A 25,233-nucleotide genomic window follows, 5' to 3' on the forward strand; every position below is an offset into this window, starting at 1 on the left:
GCTGACCGCATTGAGGCGAAAAGCGACCGAACTCATGACTCTGCGTACCCTTCCTCTGGCAGACCGACTGCTGCATGCCCTGGCCCCCTGGCGTAACGCCTCGGCCTGGCGCGTAGCGTTCTCGGGCGGCCTCGACTCCACCGTCCTCCTGCATCTTCTCGCCCGCCTGGGCAAGACCGAATCCCTGCCCGAACTGACGGCCCTGCATATCCATCACGGCTTGCAGATTGCCGCCGATAGCTGGCCGGAACATTGCCAGGCATTCTGCGACACCCTGGGCGTGCCCTTGCAGGTGGTGCGGGTCAGCGTCCAGCTCGGTGCCAGTCTCGAGCGCGCCGCCCGGGATGCGCGCTACCTGGCCTTTGCCGGGGTGACCCAGTTGAACGAAGTCCTGCTGACGGCCCAGCATCGCGATGACCAGGCCGAGACGCTGTTGTTCCGGCTGTTGCGCGGTGCCGGGGTACGTGGCCTGGCGGCCATGCCGGGCGAACGCGAGGTGGGCGGCGGCTACCTGGTGCGGCCGCTGCTCGATGTCTCGCGTGCGGAACTGGAGCAGTATGCCCGCGAACACGGCCTGAACTGGATCGAAGACCCGTCCAACGCCGACCAGCAGTTTTCCCGCAACTACCTGCGCCATCGGGTTTTCCCCGATCTTACCGAGCGCTGGCCGCAGGCGGTCAGCAGCATGGTGCGTAGCGCCGCGCACCTGCGCGAGGCCCAGGAGCTGCTGGACGAGCTGGCCGACGTCGATCTCGACGAGGCCCAGGCCCATTCCCGTTATGACTGGCTGGGCATGCCGTCCCTGGCGCTGGATGCGGTGATCGAGCTGTCGCCGGCTCGCCAGCGCAACCTGCTGCGTCACTGGCTGGCACCGCTGACGCGCCTGCCGGACAGCGACCACTGGGCCGGCTGGGATGACCTGCGCGACGCCGGGCACGATGCCCGGCCCAAGTGGCGCCTGGCCGAAGGCGAGTTGCACCGCGCCGATGAGCACCTGTGGTGGCTGAGCGGTTCCTGGTTGCGCCAGCCGGTGGCGGATATCGAGTGGACCAGACCCGGGCAGACCCTGGAATTGCCGGACAACGGCGAACTGCTGATCATCGGCGATGCGCCGCCGGGTCCGTTGCGGGTGCGCTATCGTCAGGGCGGCGAGGTGTTGCACCTGCCGGACCGCGGGCACCGGGATCTGAAGCGTCTGCTTAATGAAAGCGGGGTGCCCTGGTTTGTCCGCGGCCGATTGCCGCTGGTCTACCGGGGCGAGCAATTACTGGCCGTGGCCAACCTGGCGGGGCTCGATGGCAGCGCGTTCGGAGACTGGCATTTGCAATGGCAGCCACCTTCGAGCGATCAAGGTTTGAGCTGAAAGCCGCTTTCCGGTAGACTACGCTCCCTTCTTGATACAACTTCTGTGGATTCGCCTGAATTGCAGGAGTTGCCGATTACCAAGCAGTCTTTGCTGGGCGATTCCAAAAAATGTGTAGCGAACAACGTACCGGTGTCGTCACTTCCGGTCTGTCCCAACGCGGCGGTTTTTTTGAAAGATGCACTGTGATTAATGCAGGTGATCGGGGGCTTCGGCCTTCCTTCGCTTTCCCCGGCGGCTCGGACCGCTTTAACGCAGACTTCTAGGGTTTTTCATGACGCGCTACATATTCGTCACGGGCGGTGTTGTTTCTTCATTGGGGAAAGGCATTGCCTCGGCTTCATTGGCGGCCATCCTGGAGGCGCGGGGACTGAAAGTCACCATGCTCAAACTGGACCCGTACATCAACGTCGACCCGGGCACCATGAGCCCGTTCCAGCACGGTGAGGTGTTCGTCACCCACGACGGCGCCGAGACCGACCTGGACCTGGGCCACTACGAGCGGTTCATCCGCACGACCATGACCCAGAACAACAACTTCACCACCGGCCGTGTCTACGAGCACGTGCTGCGCAAGGAGCGCCGTGGTGATTACCTGGGCGCGACCATCCAGGTGATTCCGCACATCACCGACGAAATCAAGCGTCGCATCATCAAGGGCGCCGGCGATGCCGACGTGGCCCTGGTGGAGATCGGCGGCACCGTGGGCGACATCGAGTCGCAACCGTTCCTCGAAGCCATCCGCCAGTTGCGGGTCGAAGTCGGCTCCAAGCGCGCGATGCTGATGCACCTGACCCTGGTCCCGTACATCGCCACCGCCGGCGAGACCAAGACCAAGCCGACCCAGCACTCGGTCAAGGAGCTGCGCTCCATCGGCCTGCAGCCGGACGTGCTGATCTGCCGTTCCGACCACCCGGTTGACGTGTCCTCGCGTCGCAAGATCGCGCTGTTCACCAACGTCGAAGAGCGTGCGGTGATTTCCCTGGAAGACGTCGACACTATCTACAAGATCCCGGCCGTCCTGCACGCCCAGGGCCTGGATGACTTCGTCGTCGAGCGTTTCGGTCTGCAATGCAACGGTGCCGACCTGTCCGAGTGGGAAAAAGTGGTCGACGCCAAACTCAACCCCGAGCACGAAGTCACCATCGCCATGGTCGGCAAGTACATGGAGCTGCTGGATGCCTACAAGTCGCTGATCGAAGCGATGAGTCACGCCGGCATCACCAACCGCACCAAGGTCAACCTGCGCTATATCGATTCCGAAGACATCGAGAACCAGGGCACCGGCCTGCTCGAAGGCGTCGATGCGATCCTCGTACCGGGCGGTTTCGGCCTGCGTGGCGTGGAAGGCAAGATCACCGCCGTGCAATACGCCCGCGAGAACAAGGTGCCGTACCTGGGTATCTGCCTGGGCATGCAAGTGGCCGTGATCGAGTTCGCCCGTAACGTGCTGGGCTGGAAGGACGCCAACTCCACCGAGTTCGACCGCACCAGCGCTCACCCGGTCGTCGGCCTGATCACCGAGTGGGAAGATGCCACCGGCGCGGTGGAAACCCGCACCGAAACGTCGGACCTGGGCGGCACCATGCGCCTGGGCGCCCAGGACTGCCTGCTGGAGCCGGGTTCGCTGGTTCACGATTGCTATGCCAAGGACGTGATCGTCGAGCGTCACCGTCACCGCTATGAAGTGAACAACAACCTGCTGCCGCAGATCATGGAAGCCGGCCTGAAGATTTCCGGTCGTTCCGGTGACGGCGCGCTGGTCGAAGTGGTCGAGGCCCCGGATCATCCATGGTTCGTCGCCTGCCAGTTCCACCCCGAGTTCACTTCGACCCCGCGTGACGGCCACCCGCTGTTCAGCGGTTTCGTCAAAGCCGCTTTGGCCCAACACCAGAAGAAGGCGTAAAGCTGATGGCCCAGAAGATCATTCGCGTCGGCGACATCGAGATCGCCAACGACAAGCCGATGGTGCTGTTCGGTGGCATGAACGTGCTGGAAAGCCGTGACATGGCGATGCAGGTCTGCGAAGAGTACGTCAAGGTCACCGAAAAGCTCGGTATCCCCTACGTGTTCAAGGCCAGCTTCGACAAGGCCAACCGTTCCTCCGTGACCTCCTACCGTGGCCCCGGCCTGGAAGAGGGCATGCGGATCTTCCAGGACATCAAGCAAGCGTTCGGCGTGCCGATCATCACCGACGTCCACGAGCCGGCCCAGGCCGCCGTGGCCGCCGAGGTCTGCGACATCATCCAGTTGCCGGCCTTCCTGTCGCGCCAGACCGACCTGGTGGTCGCCATGGCCAGGACCGGCGCGGTGATCAACATCAAGAAGGCCCAGTTCCTCGCGCCCCAGGAAATGAAACACATCCTGAGCAAGTGCGTGGAAGCCGGTAACGACCAGTTGATCCTCTGCGAGCGCGGTTCGAGCTTCGGCTACAACAACCTGGTGGTCGACATGCTCGGCTTCGGCATCATGAAGCAGTTCGAATACCCGGTGTTCTTCGACGTGACCCACGCCCTGCAGATGCCGGGCAGCCGTTCGGACTCCGCCGGCGGTCGTCGGGCCCAGGTCACCGACCTGGCCAAGGCCGGCATGAGCCAGGGCCTGGCGGGGTTGTTCCTCGAGGCGCATCCGGATCCGGACAACGCCAAGTGCGACGGTCCTTGTGCCCTGCGCCTGGACAAACTGGAGCCGTTCCTAGCCCAGCTCAAGGCGTTGGACGAACTGGTGAAGAGTTTTCCGACGATAGAAACCGCGTAATCCTCGTTTATTCGGTAGACTGCCCCACAATTTTCGCTCTGGCCTGCCGGCCGTACAACTTTTGTGGGAGCGGGCTTGCCGGCGATAGCGATCTTACGGACGCCATCGCCGGCAAGCCGGCTCCTGCAAGGTTTTCGTCAACTTTGGAGTGTTTACAACAATGGCAAAAATCGTCGACATCAAAGGTCGTGAAGTTCTCGACTCCCGTGGCAACCCCACCGTGGAAGCGGACGTCCTTCTGGACAACGGCATCATCGGCAGCGCCTGCGCTCCGTCCGGTGCTTCCACCGGCTCGCGTGAGGCGCTTGAGCTGCGTGATGGCGACAAGAGCCGTTACCTGGGCAAGGGCGTGCTGAAGGCTGTCGGCAACATCAACGGTCCGATCCGCGAACTGTTGCTGGGCAAGGATCCTTCCGACCAGAAGGCCCTGGACCACGCGATGATCGCGCTGGACGGCACCGAGAACAAGGCGACCCTGGGCGCCAACGCCATCCTCGCCGTGTCCCTGGCCGCGGCCAAGGCGGCTGCGCAGGATCAGGACCTGCCTCTGTACGCACACATTGCCAACCTGAACGGCACCCCGGGTGTCTACTCCATGCCGGTACCGATGATGAACATCATCAACGGCGGCGAGCATGCCGACAACAACGTCGACATCCAGGAGTTCATGGTCCAGCCGGTCGGCGCCAAGTCCTTCTCCGAAGGCCTGCGCATGGGCACCGAGATTTTCCATCACCTCAAGGCCGTGCTCAAAGCCCGTGGCCTGAGCACTGCTGTCGGTGACGAAGGTGGTTTCGCGCCGAACCTGGCGTCCAACGAAGATGCCCTGAAAGTCATCTCCGAAGCGGTCGCCAATGCCGGTTACAAACTGGGCACCGACGTGACCCTGGCCCTGGACTGCGCGGCCAGCGAGTTCTTCGAAGACGGCAAGTACAACCTGTCCGGCGAAGGTCAGGTGTTCACCGCCGAAGGTTTCGCCGACTACCTGAAAGGCCTGACCGAGCGCTACCCGATCATCTCCATCGAAGATGGCCTGGACGAGTCCGACTGGGCTGGCTGGAAGATTCTTACCGACAAGATCGGCGAGAAGACCCAGCTGGTGGGTGACGACCTGTTCGTGACCAACACCAAGATCCTGAAGGAAGGCATCGACAAGAAGATCGCCAACTCCATCCTGATCAAGTTCAACCAGATCGGCACCCTGACCGAAACCCTGGAAGCCATCCAGATGGCCAAGGCCGCCGGCTACACCGCGGTGATCTCGCACCGTTCCGGTGAAACCGAAGATTCGACCATTGCCGACCTGGCCGTGGGCACCGCTGCCGGCCAGATCAAGACCGGCTCGCTGTGCCGTTCCGACCGCGTTTCCAAGTACAACCAACTGCTGCGTATCGAAGAGCAATTGGGCGCCAAGGCGAAGTACAACGGTCGTTCCGAGTTTCGCGGTTAAGCAGTAGATGGTAAAAAGACACCGGATTGTGTCGGAAAAGTCGCTATAGCGGCTTTTTCGCAACTAATCTGATGGCTGACAAGCACAAGCCTGGTCTTTCCAGGCTTCGTGCTGTTGGGTATACGGAAGTCGGCTTGGCTGTCTTTTTCACTGGGTAAACGAAATTCGATGCGCAGTCCCAATTGGTTGTTCCTTGTCTTGCTCTTGCTGCTGGCTGGCCTGCAGTACCGCCTTTGGGTGGGTAACGGGAGCCTGGCGCAGGTAGCCGACCTGACACAACAGATTGCCGACCAGCATGCCGAGAACGAGCGTCTGCTGGAGCGTAACCGTGTCCTCGATGCGGAAGTTCTTGAGCTGAAGAAAGGCATGGAGACCGTTGAAGAACGTGCTCGCCATGAACTGGGCATGGTCAAGGACGGCGAAACCCTCTATCAGTTGGCACAATGACTGACTCATCGCTACCGGCCTTCTGGGCCGTGATTCCTGCCGCGGGCGTGGGTGCCCGTATGGCGGCCGACCGTCCCAAGCAGTACCTGCAACTGGGCGGACGAACCATTCTCGAACACAGCCTCGGCTGTTTTCTCGATCATCCGGGACTCAAGGGGCTGGTGCTCAGCCTGGCGCCCGACGATCCCTATTGGCCTGGCCTGGCCTGTGCCGGCGACCCGCGCATCCAGCGCGTCGACGGTGGTGCCGAACGTGCCGACTCGGTCCTCAATGCCTTGCTGCACCTGCATGCCCGGGGGGCGGCGGATGAGGATTGGGTACTGGTTCATGATGCGGCGCGGCCGAACCTGTCCCGCGACGATCTCGACAAGCTGTTGGCCGAGCTCGCCGACGATCCGGTGGGCGGCTTGCTGTCCGTGCCGGCCCGGGACACCCTCAAGCGTGTCGACCAGCATGGCCGGGTGGTGGAAACCGTCGATCGCAGCCTGATCTGGCAGGCCTACACGCCACAGATGTTCCGTCTCGGTGCCTTGCACCGGGCGCTGGCCGACAGCCTGGTGGCGGATGTCACCATCACCGACGAAGCCTCGGCGATGGAATGGGCGGGGCAGGCGCCGCGTCTGGTGGAGGGGCGTTCGGACAATATCAAGGTCACCCGTCCCGAAGACCTGGAGTGGCTGCGCCTGCGCTGGGCCAACCGGCGCTGACAATCCAGGCCGCACTGCCGCTATCGCCAGCAAGCCGGTTCCCACAGGATGGTGTTTCACCCCGGACTATCGCCAGGCCTGGGACCTTGTAGGAGCTGGCTTGCCAGCGATGGCGTCCGCAAGATCGATGCAAGACACTCTGCCCTCATCGCCAGCAAGCCGGCTCCCACAGGATGGTGTTTCACCCCGGACTATCGCTGGGACCTTGTAGGAGCTGGCTTGCCGGCGATGGCGTCCGGAAGATCGATGCAGGACGCTCTGCCCTCATCGCCAGCAAGCCAGCTCCTACAGAGACTGCGTTGATCTCAAGAGGGTATTTACAGGCGTCGATCAAACGGCGTACTCGGGCCGTTTGGCCAACCCCTCCTTGAGATAATCCACCAGCTTGCGCACCTTCGGTGACAGGTGCCGTTGTTGCGGGTACAGCGCCCACACCGCGGTATTGGGCGGCTGGTGGGCCTCCAGCAGGGAAACCAGGTGACCGTTCTGCAAGTGCTCGAGCACGTAATAGTCGGGCAACTGGCACAGACCGACCCCCTGCAATGCCGCATCCAGCACTGCCTGCCCGCTGTTGCAGCGCCAGTTACCCTGTACCCGCTGGGAAAATTCGCGCCCGTCCTGGGCTAGTTGCCAGATATCCGAACTGCCGATCAGGCAGTTGTGCCGGCTCAGTTCCGAGAGGCTGTGGGGGCGACCATAACGCTCCAGGTAGGAGGGCGATGCGCACAGATACATCCGTCGTGGCGCCAGCCGGGTCGCCACCAGCCGCGAATCCTGCAGGCGACCCAGGCGGATCGCCAGATCCAGCCCCTCATGGACCAGGTCCAGGGTGCGGTTGCTCAACTCGATGTCCACTCGCAGCTGCGGATACAGGCCCATGAAAGCGGTCACCAGCGGCACGATAAAGCGTTCGCCGTAGGCCACGGCACAGGTCATGCGCAACATGCCCTTGGGTTCGCTGTTGAGGTCGCCCACCGCCCGCAGGGCTTCTTCGCGACCGTCCTGCAGGCGCTGGCAATGTTGCAGGAAGGTCTGGCCGGCTTCGGTCAGCGTCACGCGGCGGGTGCTGCGATACAGCAGGCGGGTCTGCAAGCGCTCCTCCAGCCGGGCGATCTGCCGGCTGATATGCGACGAGGACACTCCCAGGCGTTCCGCGGCGGCGGTGAACTGGCTGCACTCGGCCACGGCGACAAACTCGTCGATGCCTTCCCAGCGGTTCTCGCTCATCTGATTATCCCTGTATGGCAATAATGTTTTGCTTTCGGTCGGATTATTCATCAATGGACGATGATTTACACTCCAGTCTTTCGCATTCACTTTTCAGGAGTTGCTGGATGATCAAGTCACGTGCTGCCGTTGCCTTCGAGGCGAAAAAGCCTCTGGAAATCGTCGAAGTCGATGTCGCCCTGCCCAAGGCCGGCGAGGTGCTGTTGCGTGTCGTGGCCTCCGGCGTCTGCCACACCGACGCCTACACCCTGTCCGGTGCCGACCCGGAAGGCATCTTCCCGGCGATCCTCGGCCACGAAGGCGGGGCGATTGTCGAAGCCATTGGCGAGGGCGTGACCTCGGTGGCCGTCGGCGACCACGTCATTCCGCTGTACACCCCGGAGTGCGGCAAGTGCAAATTCTGCCTGTCGGGCAAGACCAACCTCTGCCAGGCGATCCGTGCCACCCAGGGCAAGGGCCTGATGCCGGACGGTACTTCGCGCTTCTCCTACAAGGGCGAGACGATTTTCCACTACATGGGCACCTCGACCTTCTCCGAGTACACCGTCCTGCCGGAAATCTCCGTGGCCAAGATCGCCAAGGAAGCACCGCTGGAAAAGGTCTGCCTGCTGGGTTGCGGCGTCACCACCGGGATCGGCGCGGTGATCAATACCGCCAAGGTCAAGCCGGGTGACACCGTGGCGATCTTCGGCCTCGGCGGCATCGGCCTGTCGGCGGTGATCGGCGCGGTCAAGGCCAAGGCGGCACGCATCATCGCCATCGACATCAACCCGGCCAAGTTCGAGATCGCCCGGCAGCTGGGCGCTACCGATTGCGTGAATCCCAAGGACTTCGACCGGCCGATCCAGGAAGTCATCGTCGACATGACCGACGGCGGCGTGGATTTCTCCTTCGAGTGCATCGGCAATGTGCAGTTGATGCGCGCGGCACTGGAGTGCTGCCACAAGGGTTGGGGCGAGTCGGTGATCATCGGCGTGGCCGGTGCGGGTCAGGAAATCGCCACCCGTCCGTTCCAACTGGTGACAGGCCGCGTCTGGCGTGGTTCGGCCTTCGGCGGTGTGCGTGGGCGCAGCGAGTTGCCGAGCTATGTCGAGATGGCGCAGAAGGGCGAGATCCCGCTGGATACCTTCATCACCCACACCATGGGCCTGGAAGATATCAACAAGGCATTCGACCTGATGCATGAAGGCAAGAGCATCCGCACCGTCATCCATTTCTGAGGTTGCTCATGAGCCTGGAAAACCTTTCCTGCCAGAAAAGCTTCGGCGGCTGGCATAAACGCTACAAGCATCATTCCGAAGTCCTCGGTTGCGACATGGTATTCGCGGTCTATCTGCCACCGCAGGCGGAGCAGGGCGTCAAGCTGCCGGTGCTGTATTGGTTGTCCGGGCTGACCTGCACCGATGAAAACTTCATGCACAAGGCCGGCGCCCAGCGCATGGCCGCGCAACTGGGGCTGATCATCGTCGCGCCGGACACCAGCCCGCGTGGCCCGGGTGTCCCGGGCGATCCCGAAAATGCCTGGGACTTCGGTCTCGGCGCCGGCTTCTACCTCAATGCCACGCAGGAGCCCTGGGCGCGCAACTACCGGATGCACGACTATGTGGTGCATGAGCTGCCAGCCCTGGTCGAGGCGCATTTCCCGGCTTCCGACAAGCGCGGTATCAGCGGTCATTCCATGGGCGGCCATGGGGCGCTGGTCTGTGCGCTGCGCAATCCGGGGCGTTACCAGTCGCTGTCGGCATTCTCCCCGATCAGCAATCCGATGGATTGCCCGTGGGGACAGAAGGCCTTCTCGCGCTACCTGGGAGAAGAGCGCTCGCGCTGGCGCGAGTGGGATGCCTGTGCGCTGATCAGCGAGGCGGGTGAAAAGCTGCCGATCCTGGTGGATCAGGGCGACCGGGATGATTTCCTGGCCAATCAGCTCAAGCCCGAAGCCCTGCAACAGGCCGCCCGCCTGGCGCAGCATCCGCTGATCCTGCGCATGCAGCCGGGCTACGACCACAGCTATTTCTTCATCGCCAGCTTCATCGAAGACCATCTGGTGCATCACAGCGAAGCGCTTGGCGCAGGTTCTGCACGATAATTGTCGGCGCTCGCTCAGGCTAATTCTCGTACGAGAACCTAATGTCGGACAAAATAGGTAGAATCACGCCCTGACTAAATCGGGGCGTTTTTTTATGCGTATTGGCCACGGCTATGATGTGCACCGTTTCGCCGAAGGCGACTTCATCACTCTGGGCGGCGTGCGGATCGCACACCACCACGGATTGCTGGCTCACTCCGACGGCGACGTGTTGCTGCATGCCCTGAGTGACGCGCTGCTGGGTGCGGCGGCACTGGGGGACATCGGCAAACATTTCCCGGACACCGATCCCACCTATAAAGGTGCCGACAGCCGCGTGCTGCTGCGCCACGTGGTATCGCTGCTCAAGGCCAAGGGCTGGAAGGTCGGCAATGTCGACAACACCATCGTTGCCCAGGCGCCGAAAATGGCCCCGCATATTGAATCGATGCGCGCGCTGATCGCCGCGGATCTTGAAGTTGAGTTGGATCAAGTGAACGTAAAAGCCACCACCACTGAAAAGCTCGGCTTCACCGGGCGGGAAGAAGGCATCGCGGTGCATTCCGTTGCCTTGTTGCTGCGCGCATGACGGAACTGGAACTGCTGGGCCCCCGTGCCCATGGTGATGCCCTGGGCCGTGCGGTGCTCAAGGCCACCGCGGAGGATTTCCAGGTCGATGAAGTCCTCGACATCCCCTTGTCCGGCGACGGCGAGCACCTGTGGTTGTGGGTCGAAAAACGGGGCCTGAACACCGAGGAAGCCGCCCGGCGCCTGGCCAAGGCGGCCGGTGTCCCCTTGCGTACCGTCAGCTACGCGGGCCTGAAGGACCGCCAGGCGCTCACCCGGCAATGGTTCAGCATCCAGCTGCCGGGCAAGGCCGACCCGGACATGGGCGCGGCGCAGAACGATACCCTGCAGATCCTCAAGAGCGTGCGCCACAAGCGCAAGTTGCAACGCGGAGCCCATGCGGCCAACGGTTTCACCTTGCGCCTGAGCCAATTGGCGGCGGACAAGGACGGCCTGCAGCAACGTCTCGAGCAGATCAGCCGGCAGGGTATCCCCAACTATTTCGGCGCCCAGCGCTTCGGCCACCAGGGCGGCAACCTCGGCGAGGCGCGCACCTACGCCGCTCGCCAGGCCCTGCCCGAGCAACGCAATGTGCGTTCGCGGCTGCTGTCCACTGCCCGCAGCTACCTGTTCAACCAGGTACTGGCGGCGCGGGTCGCCGACGGCAGCTGGAATCGTGCCCAGGTCGGCGACCTGCTGGCCTTCACCGACAGCCGCAGTTTTTTCCCGGCCGGCGAAGCCGAGTGCGGCGATCCGCGCCTGGCGATTCTCGACCTGCACCCGACCGGTCCGCAGTGGGGCGAAGGGCCGTCGCCGGCGACCGGCGCGACCTTCGAACTGGAGCAGGCCGTCGCCGCCCGTGAAGCCGACCTGTGCCAATGGCTGGTTAAGGCGGGAATGGAGCACGAACGTCGCATCCTGCGGCTGCCCATTGGCGGGCTGACGTGGCATTATCCCGAGCCTGACATTCTGCAACTGGAATTCGTCCTGCCGGCCGGATGCTTCGCCACTGTTCTGGTGCGCGAGCTCGTTGATCTGGTGCCGGTAGGGCAGACGGACAGCTCATGCGTATTCTGATTTCCAACGACGATGGGGTTTTTGCACCCGGTCTCGCCGCGCTTCATGCTGCGCTGGCGGATTATGCCGAGTGCCGGGTGATTGCCCCGGACCAGGACAAAAGCGGTGCCAGCAGTTCGCTGACCCTCGATCGTCCGCTGCATCCACACACCTTGCCCAATGGCTTCATCAGCCTCAACGGGACGCCTACCGACTGCGTGCACCTGGGGCTCAACGGCCTGCTGGAGCAGGAGCCGGACATGGTGGTATCGGGTATCAACCTGGGCGCCAACCTGGGCGATGACGTGCTGTACTCCGGCACGGTCGCCGCGGCGCTCGAAGGGCGTTTCCTCGCGCGGACCTCGTTTGCCTTCTCGCTGGCCTCGCGCCAGCTCGATAACCTGGCGACCGCCGCGCATTTCGCGCGCCTGCTGGTAGAGGCGCATGAAGGATTGCGCCTGCCACCGCGCACGGTGCTCAACGTCAACGTACCGAACCTGCCGCTGGAGCATATCCGTGGTATCCAGCTGACCCGCCTGGGTCACCGGGCACGGGCGGCGAAGCCGATCCTCGAAGTCAACCCACGGGGCAAGGCCGGCTACTGGATCGCCGCGGCCGGCGATGTGGAGGACGGTGGTCCGGGCACGGATTTCCACGCGCTGATGCAAGGCTTCGTTTCGGTGACACCGCTGCAACTGGACCGCACGTTCAACGATGCCTTCAGTAGCCTCGACGGTTGGCTGGAGGGGCTTGCCTGATGGCGCGTGAAAACGATTTGCTGCGCGGCGGAATCGGCATGACGTCGCAGAGAACCCGCGAGCGCCTGATCCAGCGGCTTTACGAAGAAGGCCTGTCCAACGCCCAGGTGCTGGAAGTGATCCGCCGGACCCCGCGCCATCTGTTCGTCGACGAAGCGCTGGCCCACCGTGCGTACGAAGACACCGCGCTACCGATCGGCCACAACCAGACCATCTCCCAGCCTTACATGGTGGCGCGCATGAGCGAGCTGCTGCTGGAGGCGGGGCCGCTGGACAAGGTGCTGGAGATCGGCACCGGCTCCGGCTACCAGACCGCCGTCCTTTCGCAACTGGTCGAGCGGGTGTTTTCGGTCGAGCGGATCAAGGTCCTGCAGGACCGTGCCAAGGAGCGCCTGGTCGAACTCAACCTGCGCAACGTGGTATTCCGCTGGGGCGACGGCTGGGAAGGCTGGCCGGCATTGGCTCCGTACAACGGCATTATCGTCACCGCCGTGGCCACCGATGTTCCCCAGGCGCTGCTCGACCAGCTGGCTCCGGGCGGGCGCCTGGTGATTCCGGTCGGGGCGGGTGAAGTCCAGCAACTGATGCTGATCGTGCGCGAGGAACATGGATTTTCCCGGCATGTACTGGGGGCGGTACGTTTCGTGCCGTTGCTCAACGGGCCCCTGGCCTGAGCGTTGATTGCATTTGTTGCATTTGTTTAAGCGGCACGCTGAATTCTGTTGAACGTTGTCGGTCATAGGGCCGGACCTTGCAGACAGTATGTGTTTAAAAGTGTGTCGAGTTTCACTGTCGAACCGTACAAGAGAGTCGCTTATCGGGCTTTGCTGTCCGTAAAATTCCAACGGCCAGTTATACTTGCGCACACGACCGCCTGTACGGGCACTCTATATTCATTTCAGCCAACACAAAGGGAGCGGCGGGTGAGTCTCACAGTCATTCGGCAGCGTATGGGTAAAACAAGCGTTCAGCGCCTGATGATCGGTCTTGCCCTCAGTGCTTTACTGGCTGGTTGCTCCAGTGCTTCGAAGAACGGCGTGCGCGTCGTGGATCGCAATGGCAACGCGAGCAGCCCTGCCAGTGCCGCACCGCAACGACCGATGACCACCACCGGCCAGCACGTGGTGGTTCGGGGCGATACCTTGTTCTCGATCGCCTTTCGCTACGGCTGGGACTGGAAAGCCCTGGCCGCGCGCAACAATATTCCCGAGCCCTACACCATTCACGTCGGTCAGGCGATTCGCTTCGACAGCCGTTCAAATTCAACGCCGGCGGTGGCGACGTCGACGACCACATCGTCGAGTTCATCCTTCAGCAAAACCACGGTTACCCGGCGTCCGGCGACGGCTGCCGGGACGCCCGCGGCGGCCCCGGCGCCGACCGCCGCGGCCACGCCGACACCGCCACCAGGGCCCGCGCCGAAGGGCTGGGCATGGCCTTCGAACGGCGTTTTGATTGGAAAATTCTCTTCAAACGGTAGTTTGAATAAAGGTATTGATATCGCCGGGGATTTGGGACAGCCTGTTTTAGCTGCGTCTGATGGGTCAGTGGTTTACGCCGGGAGTGGGTTGCGGGGCTACGGCGAGCTGGTCATCATCAAACACAGCGATACTTACGTCAGTGCCTACGGTCACAACCGTCGGCTGTTGGTTCGGGAGGGGCAGCAGGTCAAAGTCGGACAGACAATTGCCGAGATGGGATCAACTGGTACAGACCGGGTGAAACTGCACTTTGAGATTCGCCGCCAGGGCAAGCCCGTAGATCCATTGCAATTCCTGCCGCGTCGTTGATCCGTTTACCAGCCTGTTCTCATGACGTAGAGGGAACAGGCTCCAGCGTTGCCAAGGATAAAGGCGCCGCTTGAGCTTGAGGTCGAACTCACCAAAGGACTATAACAATGGCTCTCAGTAAAGAAGCGCCGGGGTTTGACATCGACGATGAGGTGCTCCTTATGGACTCCGACATTGTCATGGATATGATGCCGGAGGACGACAGTTCTCCACCCCCAGTTCGTGCCAAGACCAAAAACGCTGCTGCGCTCAAACAGCACAAGTACATTGACTACACCCGGGCCCTGGACGCGACCCAGTTGTACCTCAATGAAATCGGTTTCTCCCCTTTGTTGTCTCCGGAAGAAGAAGTCCATTTTGCGCGTCTGTCGCAAAGCGGCGATCCGGCCGGACGCAAGCGCATGATCGAAAGCAACCTGCGTCTGGTGGTGAAAATCGCCCGACGTTATGTCAATCGTGGGCTTTCCCTGCTGGATCTGATCGAAGAGGGCAACCTCGGACTGATCCGGGCGGTCGAGAAATTCGACCCGGAACGCGGCTTCCGCTTTTCAACCTATGCCACCTGGTGGATCCGACAGACGATTGAACGGGCGATCATGAATCAGACCCGGACCATCCGCCTGCCGATTCATGTGGTCAAGGAACTCAACGTCTATCTGCGGGCGGCCCGCGAGCTGACCCAGAAGCTCGATCACGAACCGTCCCCCGAAGAGATCGCCAACCTGCTGGAAAAACCGGTCGGGGAGGTCAAGCGCATGCTGGGCCTGAACGAACGGGTCTCCTCGGTGGATGTCTCCCTCGGCCCGGACTCGGACAAGACGTTGCTCGACACCCTGACGGATGACCGGCCGACCGATCCCTGCGAGTTGTTGCAGGACGACGACCTGTCCCAGAGTATCGACCAGTGGTTGTCCGAGCTGACCGACAAGCAGCGCGAGGTGGTGGTACGCCGCTTCGGCCTGCGCGGCCACGAGAGCAGCACGCTGGAGGACGTTGGCCTGGAGATCGGCCTGACCCGTGAGCGGGTGCGGCAGATCCAGGTCGAAGGTCTCAAGCGCCTGCGCGAGATCCTCGAGAAGAACGGCCTGTCCAGCGAGTCGTTGTTCCAGTAACGGAGCGGCGACCAATACCTGCACGGACCTTGTGGGAGCCGGCTTGCCGGCGATGAGGCCCTTGAGCCTTGCTGCGTCCATCCGGACGCCATCGCCAGCAAGCCGGCTCCTACAATAGGTGCCTCACGGCAAAATATCGCCTTGCCCAAAAAACTGTGGGAGCCGGCTTGCCGGCGATGAGGCCCTTGAGCCTTGCTGTGTCCATCCGGACGCCATCGTCAGCAAGCCGGCTCCTACAAGTCCTTCTTCGCCAGCTGGCTGTACACGCATGGCAGCACGAACAGCGTGAACAACGTCCCCACCGACATCCCGGTGGCGATCACCGTGCCGATATCAAAGCGACTGACTGCCCCGGCGCCGCTGGCGAGGATCAGTGGCACCATCCCGAACACCATCGCCGCCGTGGTCATCAGCACCGGACGCAGGCGGATCGCCGCGGCCTCCTCGACGGCTTCGCGGGCTGACAACCCCTTGTCCTTGCGCAACTGGTTGGCGAACTCGACGATCAGGATCCCGTGCTTGCTGATCAGCCCGATCAGGGTCACCAGGCCCACCTGGGTGTAGATGTTCATGCTCGACCAGCCGAGGAACAGCGGGATCAGCGCGCCGCAGATCGACAGGGGCACCGTCACCAGGATCACCAGCGGGTCGCGGAAACTCTCGAACTGCGCGGCCAGCACCAGGAAGATGATCGCCAGGGCCAGGCCGAAGGTGACCCACAAGGCGCTGCCTTCCTGGACGAACTGACGCGTGGCGCCGGCATAGTCGCTGGCAAAACCCACGGGTGCCTCTTCGGTGGCGATCTGGCGAATGGTCGCGATGGCTTCGCCCATGCTGACGATGGGCACCCCGGAGATAATCGCCGAGTTCAGTTGCTGGAACTGGTTCAGCTGGCGGGGACGGGCGCGGTCCGAGACCTTGATCAGGGTCGACAGCGGCAGCAGCTTGCCTTCGCTGTTCTTCACGTAATAGTTGTTCAGCCAGTCGGGATTGTCCCGATAGGCGCGTTCGACCTGGGCGATCACCTTGTAGCTGCGACCCTCCAGGGTAAAGCGGTTGATCTCCGCCTCACCGAGCAGGGTCGCCAGGGTGCCGCCCAGGTCCTGCATCGAGACGCCCATCTGCGCCGCCTTGGCCCGGTCGATATCGACCACGACTTCCGGCTTGTCGAAGGCCAGGTCGATATCGAGAAAGGCGAACTTGCCGGACTCCAGCGCGCGTTTCTTGATCCGGCCGGCGACGTCCAGCAGGGCGCTGTAGTCGTTCGGTGTATTGAGCACATACTGGAAGGGCAGGCCCTCGCCGGTACCCGGCAGCGACGGCAGGTTGAAGCCGAAGATCTGCAGCCCGGTGATGCCCGCCAGCTTGCCCTGGACCTCGGGGAGGATCTGCATCTGCGTGCGCTTGCGCTCGTTCCAGGGCTTGAGCAGGAAGCCGCCGATCCCCGACTGCACGCCGTTGAAACCATTGATCTGGAACGATGAGTAGTACTCCGGGAACTCCTTGAAGATCGTGATGAACTCGTCGGTGTAGGTGTTCAGGTAGTTCAGGTTGGTCGGCTGCGGTGCGGTGGCCATCATGAAGATGATGCCCTGGTCCTCGTTGGGCGCCAGTTCCGATTGGGTGAACTTCAACAACAGCGGAATCAGGCACAGGATGATGATCGCGAAGACCACCACCACCGGCCGCGTGTTGAGGGTGCCGTGGAGGATCTTCTGGTAGCGCCGCTTCAGGCGCTCGAACAACTGGTCGAGGCGGTGCGACAGGCCCGACGGGTTTTCATCGTGGCGCAGCAGCAGGGCGCACATCATCGGCGACAGCGTCAGGGCGACCACCCCGGAGATCACCACCGCCCCCGCCAGGGTCAGGGCGAACTCCTTGAACAGCGCACCCGTCAGGCCCTGCAGGAAGCCGATGGGGGCGTAGACCGCCGCCAGGGTGATGGTCATCGACACCACCGGCACGGCGATCTCCCGCGCGCCTTCGAGGGCGGCGTCCAGCGGTGTCTTGCCTTCCTCGATATGGCGGTGGATGTTCTCCACCACGACGATCGCATCGTCCACCACCAGGCCGATGGCCAGCACCATCGCCAGCAGGGTCAGCAGGTTGATCGAATAGCCCATCAGTTGCATGAAGAACAGCACGCCGACCATCGACAGCGGAATGGTGATCACCGGGATCACCACCGAGCGCAGGGCGCCAAGGAACAGGAACACCACCACTATCACGATCAGCACGGCTTCGAAGAGGGTCTTCACCACTTCGTTGATCGACGCCTGGATGAACAGGGTGGCGTCATAGGCGATTTCCGCCTTGAGGTTGGTCGGCAGCTGCGCTTCCAGCTCCGGCATGATCTTGCGCACTTCCTTGATCACATCCAGCGGGTTGGCGCCGGGGTGGCCTTGATGCCGATATACACCGATGGCGTGCCGCCGAAGGAACTGACGGTGTCGTAGTTTTCCGCGCCCATCTCCACCCGCGCCACGTCGCTGAGCAGGACCCGGCTGTCACCGGAAGTCTTGAGCGGAATCGCCGCGAAGGCCTCGGCGGATTTCAGCTCGGTGCTGGCGTTGATGCTGGTCACCACGTACTCGCCCTTGACCTCGCCGGCGGCGGACAGGAAGTTGTACCGGCGCACGGCGTTGGTCACGTCCGCGGCGCTCAGGCCGAACCCGGCCATCTTCACCGGGTCCAGCCACAGGCGCATGGCGAACACCTGGTTGCCGAGAATTTCCGCCTCGGCCATGCCCGGCAGGGTCGCCAGCTTGGGCTGGATCACCCGCGACAGATAGTCGGTGATCTGCGGATTGCTCAACTGGTCGCTGAAGAAACTGATGTACATCAGCGCCGAAGCGTCGGCGGCTTCCTTGCTCAGCACCGGGTCCTCGGCGTCCTGCGGCAACTGGTTCTTGACCTCGTTGGCCTTGGCCAGCAACTCGGTGAATAGCCGGTCGCTGTTGGAGCCGATCCGGGCGTAGATCGAGATCACCGAGAAGTTCTGCCGACTGACCGACGTCATGTAGTCGATGCCCTCGGCACTCGCCAGGCTCTGTTGCAACGGCTGGGTGATATAGCCCTGGATGGTCTCGGCATTGGCCCCGGGGTAGGCGGTGGTCACCGTGATCAGGGCGTTTTCCATCTGCGGGTACTGGCGCAGCGGCAGTTTGCTGTAGGCCTGGAACCCCAGCAGGATGATCAGCAGGCTGACCACACTGGCAAGCACCGGGCGACGAATGAACGGATCGGTAAAGGCCATGCTCGACTCCCTGATCAGTTCGCCGGAGCGGGCGGGTTCGCCGCCGGTGCCGTCTTGTCCGCGCTGATGGCGATGTGCGCGCCATTGTCCAGTTTCAGCTGGCCGCCGCTGACCACCTGCTCACCGTCCTTGAGCCCCTTGATGACTTTCACCAGGCCGTCACGGCGTTCGGCGGTTTCGATGAAGCGCCGCTCGGCAATCAGCACCGGCTGGCCGTCGGAGGCTTTTTCGAGGCTGCCGTCCTCGGCCTTCTTCTGTGTCACGACATACACCGAGTTGCCGTAGAGCGTGTAGGCGACCGCGCTTTCCGGGATCACCACATAGGACTGCGGGTCGGGCAGCAGCACCTGGAGATTGGCGAACATGCCGGGCAACAGCTTGCCGTCGGGGTTGGCCAGGGTGGCGCGCACCAGCACGTTGCGGGTGGTTTCATCGACCTTGGGATTGATGGCGCTGAGGCTGCCGGGGAAGTTTTCCCCGGCGTAGGCGCCCACGCTCAATTGCAGTGGCTGGCCGACCGCCAGCTTGGGCACGAACTGCTCGGGGACATAGAAATCGACATACAGGCTGCTCAGGTCCTGCAGCGTGGCGATCACCGTGCCGCTGGCGAGGTAGTCGCCGACATCCACCTGGCGGATACCGATGGTGCCGCTGAAGGGCGCGACGATCTTTTTCTTCGCCAGGGCCGCCTTGAGCTGATTGACCGTGGCCTTGTTCTTTTGCAGCACCGCCGAGAGCCGGTCGAACTCGCCCCGGGAAATCGCCTGGCTGCCGACCAGCTGGGCGCCGCGGCCGTAGTCCAGTTGCGCCAGCCCGAGGTCGGCCTGGGCGGTTTCCAGCAGGGCGCTTTCGACATCGCTGTCGAGCTGGACGATGGGTTGCCCGGCCTTGACCTTCTGCCCCGACTCGAACTGCACGGCCTTGACCGTCCCGGCGATCTCCAGGCTGAGGTTGACCCCTTGCAGGGCCTTGAGTGTGCCCACCGAGGGCAGGCGGTTCTGCCAGGGCTGCGCGCTCGCGGTGACGGCCGCGACATTGATCGGTGGCTTGGGCGCGGCGAATACCTGGATCTGCCTGTAGATCGAGAAGGCCTTGTAACCGGCGAGTGCCAGTACGACCAGGAGGACGATACCCAACATGATCAGCATGCGGCGACGCAGCATATTCCGGTTCCTTGGAAGACGAGGCTAGAGGGAGGTCGAACAACCGCCCAGCACGATACTGCCCGCACCCAGGCGTCGCCATGCAACTATACCGTCAGATATTACGCCAATACCGTGGCTTGAGAAGGGGGGTTGTGCCGACGTCTTCGTGGGCAAGCCCACTCCCACAGGGGTAGCGTCGTATGCACACTTTGCGTACGACATGACACTTGTGGGAGTGGGTTTGGCCTGGGCGGCGTTGCGACGAAGAGGCCCGCGAGGTCTACGCCAGGTGCAGATGGTTGTCCCAGAGCCCCGCGGGCAGATCCAGCGGTTGCGCACTCAGTTCTTGCCGGCGGCAATCGTAGAAACGGCAGCGACCCTGTCCTGACGTGACGACAAAACCATCGGCGACCGCGCCGACCCCGGCACAATCCGGCAGCGGCGCATCCAGGCGCAGCGCGGCGCTGTCCAGGTCCCAGATAAAGAACCGGTTGCCCCGCGGCGCGGTCAGCGCCACCAGGCGCAGCTCGCTGTGCACGGCGACGCTGGCGGTGTAGTGCCCCATGGCCTGCAACTGCTGCTCGGCCACCGGAAAAGCGACAAAGGGCTGGCCGGGGCGCTTGATCGCCAGCAGTTCCGACGATTCGTGGGACGGTCCCATGAATTGCTGGCCGGCGACGATGGTGCCGTCGCTGGCCACGCCGAGATGGCGCACGCTGTTCATCTGCTGGGCCAGGGTTTCCTTGCTCAGCAGGGTGCCGTCGCGCTGCATCAGCACCAGACTCGGCTCCATGGCGTCGAGGTTCATCTCGACCCGGCTTTCGGCCTCGGTGCGGATGCCGCCGTTGGCGACGATCAGGGTCTCGCCGTCGGGCATCCACGATACCTGGTGCGGACCGATGCCATGGGTGGAGATTTCCCCGCTGTGCACCAGCCGCTCTCCTTCGAACCTGTACACGCCGAGCAGGCCACGGCCCGGATCGCGGGTGTCGTTCTCGGTCGCATACAGCCAGTCGCCACTCTTGTGGATCACCGCATGGCCGTAGAAATGCCGGTTCGGCTGCGAGACGATCGTCTGCAGCAGGCGCCCGTCGCGCAGGTCGACCAGGTAGCTCTCGGTACCGGGGCGACGCGCGACGAACAGCGCCAGGGGCAGGGTCGGATGATTGATGATGTCGTGGCAACGCTGGCCGACCCGGGTCGCGAAGACCTGCTTGCCATCCAGTCGATAGCCCACGGCGTAGTGCCCGCCCTCGCTGTCATCGCGGGCGGAAAGCAGCAGCGGGCTTTTGCCTTTTTGTCGGAACAGCGTCCAGCCACCCAGGGTGATCGCGCTGAGCAGGAGGCTACCGAGGGTCAGGGCCTGGCGTCGCAACATCATCAGTCACCGTCGTTGGCATTGAAGCCCAGTTGGATGCCCAGCGCCTTGGCCAGTTCGCCTTCGTGCAGGCGGTGGACGACGTTGAGGCTGTCATAGAGGTCGTTGAGCTGCTGGCGCCCGGCGTCGTCGCCGAGCATGTCGGTCAGCGAGCGCTGGTTGCTGGCGAACAGCTTCAGGGACGCGGCATAGGCGGCGTCGATCTTGTCGGCCAGCGGCTTCTGCTCGGCCGGCAGCAGGCCGCGCAGGCCCTTGTTGTCGACCCCGACCCAGACGGTGCGGGCAGCGGCCAGGCTGGCCTCCAGGCCTTGCAGCGACGACTGGCTGCGCCAGGCGTCGGCCTGGAACGGCTGCGGAATGCCCTTGGTCTGGCGGCCCATCGGTGTGCCGAGCTTCTTCTTCAGGGTATCCAGCGCGGTCACCTGGACCCGCAGCAGATCGGCGATGGCTTCGTGGGAATCGGCATAGCGCTGGTTCGGGAACTTGCTCATCTGCGCGAGCATGCCGTCGTTGCTGTTCCAGCTCGACAGGATCTCTTCGGCGAGGGTTTTCTGGCGCTCGCCGATGGCTGTCAGCAATGGGCAGTAACGGGCTTTCTGGGCGCTGTCGGCCATGTCGATCTTGCTGTCGAACAGGATGTATTCATAGGCCGACAGGCCCTGGACCACCACGCTGGATTTGGCCAGGGCGGCGGCATCGACCTGCGGCTGGGCGGTGACCAGTTGCTCGACCTGGCGTCCCACGAGGTTTTTCTTGTCCGGCCAGAACTGCACCTGCCAGGAACGATTGCCTTCGGCCAGCGGGCCGATCAGCAGGGGCTGCAACTCGGCCCAGGCTTTCTGCGCATGGAGGAAATCGGCGCGGGCGGTGTCCAGGCTCTCCTTGCCCTGGCAGAAGGCCAGGGCGCTGATCGCCAGTTGGCGGTCGGCCTCGACCCAGCGGCTGTAGGTCGGCAGGATCACCTGCTTGGCGATGGCGGCCGAGGTCACGGCCTGTGGGTCCTGCGGCGAACAGGCACCGAGGGCGAGGGCGGCGAGGCTGGTGAACAACAGTTTGGGGCGGAACATGTCCGTGTCCTCTCTTTTAGAGAAATCTTATAAGGAATTCAGGAAAGCCAGCAGCGCGGCACGCTGCTCGGCATTGAACGACAACACGCGTTGCTGGGCCGGCAAGGCTTCGCCGCCATGCCAGAGCACCGCTTCCATGAGGTTGCGGGCGCGGCCGTCATGCAGGAACTGGGTATGGCCGCTGACGGTGGCGGTCAGGCCGATCCCCCACAACGGCGGGGTGCGCCAGTCGCGGCCACCGGCCTGGAACTCGCTGCGGTTGTCCGCCAACCCAGGGCCCATGTCATGCAGCAGCAGATCGCTGTAGGGGCGGATCACCTGGCCGGCCAGCTCGGGCTCGACCGCCGTGGTCGCCGTGGTGAACTGGGGCGTATGACAGGCCTGGCAGCCGGCCTGGTAGAACAGGTTCTTGCCGGCCAGCACTTGCGGCGCACCGACGTCCCGTCGGGCCGGCACCGCCAGGTTGCGGGTGTAGAACAGCACCAGGCGCAGGATATTGTCGCTGACTTCCTGTTCGCCGTCCGCGCCGTTGCCATTAGGAGCTGTGCGGCAGGCGGTCTGGCTCGCAGTACAGTCATCGAAGGGTCTCAGGGTCGTGGTCAGGCCCATATCACCAGAAAACGCGTGAACATTCTGTTGATTGAGGTTCGGTTGCCCGGCTTTCCAGCCAAAACGTCCCAGCACGGTCTTTTGCAGGGCATCGTCCCAGACCCGGTTCGGCCGCCCGGCGACGCCGTAGCCTTGCTGCTCCCTGGCATTGGCGAGGATGGCTTCCTCGGGAATGGCTTCCAGCAAGCCCAGGCCGATCATCGGCGGGGCGACACGGGCGGAAAAACGCGTGTCCGGATGCATCGGGCCGTAGCCCAGCTGGGTGATCAGCAGGCGCGGCTTGCGCAGTTCGACTTCGCTGCCGTCCTTGAACCGTACCGGCACGGGATCGTATTCGACCCGCACCTTGCCTTCCGGGGTGACGCCGGGAATCGCCATGTCCTGCAACTGGCCTCCATAGACCGGTTCGGGGACCACGCCCTGTTGCTCGATCAGGCGCGCATAGGCCGGTGTATCGGGGATCGACAGGCGTACCAGCATCGACACGGCATTGTCCGAGCCGGGTTCCGGCGGGTGGCCGCGGCCGTCCTTGATATGGCAGTTCTGGCAAGCGTTGGTGTTGAACAGCGGGCCCAGGCCGTCGCGTGCGGTGGTGGTCGAAGGGGCGATCACCCAGGGGCTGCGGAAGAAACTGTTGCCGACACTGAATTCCAGGCGGCGGGTTGGCGACAGGTTGGCCGCCGGCAGGGAAAAGGCATTGCGATCGGTCTTGCGCACGGTGGTGCTGCCACCTGAACGTGCCTCGCCGGGCTCGGGCTTGGTAAAGCGCGGCGCGTCATCGCAGGCGCTCAGGCCCAGGACCAGGAGCAACGACGACAGGCGGAGGGGCAGCGAGGGCATCGGCATCCGGAGCAGGCTTCAAGACAGGGCGCGAAGTTTATCAGGCCAGGGTGTATGGAATCAGCGCAATCGGCATTTGCCTGATCTGCAGCAGGTTCTTCGTTGCAAACCGACCCCTGTGGGAGCCGGCTTGCCGGCGATGGCGTCCGCAAGATCTATGCAAGACTTGCCGGCCTCATCGCCGGCAAGCCGGCTCCCACAAGTCTTGCGCCGAGTGCAGATCAGAACTCGTGATCGGCGTTGTCCGGGTTCAGGTCGCTGATGCCCAGCTTGGCGGCGGCCTGTTCGATCGAACCGGTCTGCTTGACCAGCGCGGCGATGGCGTCGCGGACGATCTTGTTGCCCGCGTCGTTGCCGGCGGCGATCAACTGGTCGTAATGCTCACCCTTGTTGGCGTGGTCGACCATGATCTGGATCTTCGCTTCGGTCGCTTCCAGGTCGCCCTTGAGCGCTGTATCGGCGGCCGGATCGGCTTTTGCCACCAGCGACGACAGGCTCGGGCCGGTCAGCTTGGTGCCGTCGGTGCGGGTGTATTCGCCCAGGTAGACGTTGCGGATGCCCTTGGCGTCGTAGAAGTGCGAGTTATGGGTGTTGTCGCTGAAGCAGTCCTGCTCGTCTTCCGGCGAGTTGGCTTCCAGGGATACCTTCATGCGCTCGCCCGCCAGTTCGCCGAGGGACAGGCTGCCCATGCCGAACAGCATCTTGCGCAGGCCACTTTCCGCCGGCTCGGCTTCCAGGCTGGCGCGGTAGTTGTCGGCCACGTTCGGCTTCCAGTTGCCGACCATTTCTTCCAGGTCGTTGACCAGCAGCTGGGTCACGGCCTTGAGGTAGGCCCGACGGCGATCGTTATGGCCACCGGTGGCACCGGCGCCTTCCAGGTAGTCCGACGCCGGACGGTTGCCGGCGCCCGGGCCGGTGCCGTTCAGGTCCTGGCCCCAGAGCAGGAATTCGATGGCGTGGTAGCCGGTGGCGACGTTGGCTTCGGAACCGCCCAGTTCGTTCAGGCCGGCGAGTTTTTCCGGGGTGATCTCGCTCACATCGACCTTGTCTTCGCCGATCTGGATCTGCTTGTTGGCGATGATATTGGCGGTGGCCCCCGGATTGCCCAGCGCGTGCTCGTACGAGGCGTCGACGTAGTCGATCAGGCCTTCGTCCAGTGGCCAGGCGTTCACCTGGCCTTCCCAGTCGTCGATGATGGTGTTGCCGAAGCGGAACACTTCGCTCTGCAGGTACGGCACGCGAGCGGCGACCCAGGCGGCCTTGGCGGCCTTCAAGGTGTCGGCGTCCGGCTTGGCGAGGAACGCGTCGACAGCGCTCTGCAGGGTTTTCGCGGTGGATTCGGCATCGCTGTAGACGGCGAAGACCATGTCGGCGTAATGCGCGACCACGGCCTTGCCGGCGGCTTCGTCAACCTTGCCGGCGGCGTCGCTGGCCGGTGTGGCCGCGGCGGTGGTGGTGGCGGGTGTCGGCGTGGCGGCGGCGGTTTTTTCCTTGTCCTTGTCGCCGCAGCCGGCGAGGGCAATGGCAATGGCCAACAGACTGGCGGTGGCCAGAGGCATACGAATCATGGCGAATATCCTGCTTCGAGAGGTTGGACGGGCGCGCGCGGGGACACGCAAAACCGGCACATGATGCGAAA

Annotated in this window: 20 protein-coding genes and 1 pseudogene; 14 read left to right on the forward strand and 7 right to left on the reverse strand. The window is 63.3% G+C overall.

Going from position 1 to position 25,233, the window contains the following annotated elements; all coding sequences use genetic code 11:
- Positions 1-34 precede the first annotated feature (34 nt).
- The 6 genes from tilS (at position 35) to ispD (ending at position 6,724) form a co-directional block, all read left to right on the forward strand.
- Positions 35-1,363 (forward strand): tRNA lysidine(34) synthetase TilS, encoded by a 1,329-nt coding sequence (gene tilS / locus KI243_RS06440; RefSeq protein ID WP_017127134.1) that lies wholly within the window; start codon positions 35-37, stop codon positions 1,361-1,363.
- Between the two features lie 274 nt (positions 1,364-1,637).
- Positions 1,638-3,269 (forward strand): CTP synthase, encoded by a 1,632-nt coding sequence (locus tag KI243_RS06445; RefSeq protein ID WP_042935727.1) that lies wholly within the window; start codon positions 1,638-1,640, stop codon positions 3,267-3,269.
- A gap of 5 nt (positions 3,270-3,274) precedes the next feature.
- A complete protein-coding gene (kdsA, locus tag KI243_RS06450) occupies positions 3,275-4,120 on the forward strand; it encodes a 3-deoxy-8-phosphooctulonate synthase (RefSeq protein ID WP_017127136.1) in 846 nt (281 codons plus the stop codon).
- A gap of 160 nt (positions 4,121-4,280) precedes the next feature.
- On the forward strand, positions 4,281-5,570 hold the full coding sequence (eno, locus tag KI243_RS06455) for a phosphopyruvate hydratase (RefSeq protein ID WP_017127137.1): 1,290 nt from the start codon (positions 4,281-4,283) through the stop codon (positions 5,568-5,570).
- 168 nt (positions 5,571-5,738) lie between these two features.
- Entirely contained in the window at positions 5,739-6,017 is a 279-nt protein-coding gene (ftsB, locus tag KI243_RS06460) for a cell division protein FtsB (protein ID WP_017127138.1), read from the forward strand.
- Positions 6,014-6,724, forward strand: a complete 711-nt coding sequence (gene ispD / locus KI243_RS06465; protein ID WP_017127139.1) for a 2-C-methyl-D-erythritol 4-phosphate cytidylyltransferase — start codon at positions 6,014-6,016, stop codon at positions 6,722-6,724. Before ftsB ends, ispD begins: the two co-directional genes overlap by 4 nt.
- Before the next feature lie 330 nt (positions 6,725-7,054).
- Here the strand turns inward: ispD and KI243_RS06470 are convergent, their stop codons facing one another.
- Positions 7,055-7,951 (reverse strand): LysR substrate-binding domain-containing protein, encoded by an 897-nt coding sequence (locus KI243_RS06470; RefSeq protein WP_177085731.1) that lies wholly within the window; start codon positions 7,949-7,951, stop codon positions 7,055-7,057.
- 107 nt (positions 7,952-8,058) lie between these two features.
- On the opposite strand from KI243_RS06470, the gene KI243_RS06475 reads away from it, so the two are divergent.
- From KI243_RS06475 to rpoS, 8 genes are all read left to right on the forward strand, one after another.
- Positions 8,059-9,171: an S-(hydroxymethyl)glutathione dehydrogenase/class III alcohol dehydrogenase gene (locus KI243_RS06475; RefSeq protein ID WP_017127141.1), complete on the forward strand. Its 1,113-nt coding sequence runs from the start codon at positions 8,059-8,061 to the stop codon at positions 9,169-9,171.
- Between the two features lie 2 nt (positions 9,172-9,173).
- Positions 9,174-10,037 carry an S-formylglutathione hydrolase gene (fghA, locus tag KI243_RS06480; RefSeq protein WP_177085733.1) on the forward strand — a complete coding sequence of 288 codons (864 nt, stop codon included), beginning with the start codon at positions 9,174-9,176 and terminating at the stop codon, positions 10,035-10,037.
- 94 nt (positions 10,038-10,131) lie between these two features.
- Positions 10,132-10,605 carry a 2-C-methyl-D-erythritol 2,4-cyclodiphosphate synthase gene (gene ispF, locus KI243_RS06485; protein ID WP_177063321.1) on the forward strand — a complete coding sequence of 158 codons (474 nt, stop codon included), beginning with the start codon at positions 10,132-10,134 and terminating at the stop codon, positions 10,603-10,605.
- Positions 10,602-11,660, forward strand: coding sequence for a tRNA pseudouridine(13) synthase TruD (gene truD / locus KI243_RS06490; protein WP_017127144.1), 1,059 nt, complete (start codon positions 10,602-10,604; stop codon positions 11,658-11,660). Before ispF ends, truD begins: the two co-directional genes overlap by 4 nt.
- On the forward strand, positions 11,648-12,397 hold the full coding sequence (gene surE / locus KI243_RS06495; protein WP_017127145.1) for a 5'/3'-nucleotidase SurE: 750 nt from the start codon (positions 11,648-11,650) through the stop codon (positions 12,395-12,397). The genes truD and surE overlap by 13 nt, the downstream gene beginning before the upstream one ends.
- A 38-nt stretch (positions 12,398-12,435) precedes the next feature.
- Positions 12,436-13,071: a protein-L-isoaspartate(D-aspartate) O-methyltransferase gene (locus KI243_RS06500; protein ID WP_161796107.1), complete on the forward strand. Its 636-nt coding sequence runs from the start codon at positions 12,436-12,438 to the stop codon at positions 13,069-13,071.
- Positions 13,072-13,320: 249 nt separating this feature from the next.
- The gene (locus tag KI243_RS06505) at positions 13,321-14,187 is read left to right on the forward strand and encodes a peptidoglycan DD-metalloendopeptidase family protein (protein ID WP_212810624.1); all 867 of its coding nucleotides are present in this window, start codon (positions 13,321-13,323) and stop codon (positions 14,185-14,187) included.
- A 107-nt stretch (positions 14,188-14,294) separates the two neighbouring features.
- Positions 14,295-15,299, forward strand: coding sequence for an RNA polymerase sigma factor RpoS (gene rpoS, locus KI243_RS06510; protein WP_017127149.1), 1,005 nt, complete (start codon positions 14,295-14,297; stop codon positions 15,297-15,299).
- A gap of 233 nt (positions 15,300-15,532) precedes the next feature.
- Here the strand turns inward: rpoS and KI243_RS06515 are convergent.
- From KI243_RS06515 to KI243_RS06540, 6 genes and pseudogenes are all read right to left on the reverse strand, one after another.
- A pseudogene (locus KI243_RS06515) lies at positions 15,533-18,555 on the reverse strand (multidrug efflux RND transporter permease subunit).
- 14 nt (positions 18,556-18,569) lie between these two features.
- Positions 18,570-19,718 carry an efflux RND transporter periplasmic adaptor subunit gene (locus KI243_RS06520; RefSeq protein WP_177085741.1) on the reverse strand — a complete coding sequence of 383 codons (1,149 nt, stop codon included), beginning with the start codon at positions 19,716-19,718 and terminating at the stop codon, positions 18,570-18,572.
- Between the two features lie 262 nt (positions 19,719-19,980).
- Positions 19,981-21,078, reverse strand: coding sequence for a DUF1513 domain-containing protein (locus KI243_RS06525; protein WP_042935350.1), 1,098 nt, complete (start codon positions 21,076-21,078; stop codon positions 19,981-19,983).
- 2 nt (positions 21,079-21,080) lie between these two features.
- Positions 21,081-22,145, reverse strand: coding sequence for an imelysin family protein (locus tag KI243_RS06530; protein ID WP_017125977.1), 1,065 nt, complete (start codon positions 22,143-22,145; stop codon positions 21,081-21,083).
- 27 nt (positions 22,146-22,172) lie between these two features.
- Positions 22,173-23,594 carry a di-heme oxidoredictase family protein gene (locus KI243_RS06535; RefSeq protein ID WP_177085743.1) on the reverse strand — a complete coding sequence of 474 codons (1,422 nt, stop codon included), beginning with the start codon at positions 23,592-23,594 and terminating at the stop codon, positions 22,173-22,175.
- Positions 23,595-23,815: 221 nt separating this feature from the next.
- Positions 23,816-25,162 (reverse strand): imelysin family protein, encoded by a 1,347-nt coding sequence (locus KI243_RS06540; RefSeq protein ID WP_177085745.1) that lies wholly within the window; start codon positions 25,160-25,162, stop codon positions 23,816-23,818.
- Between the last annotated feature and the right edge of the window lie 71 nt (positions 25,163-25,233).

It is taken from the genome of Pseudomonas sp. Ost2, assembly GCF_018326065.1.
GTDB classification, from domain to species: Bacteria; Pseudomonadota; Gammaproteobacteria; order Pseudomonadales; family Pseudomonadaceae; genus Aquipseudomonas; species Aquipseudomonas gingeri.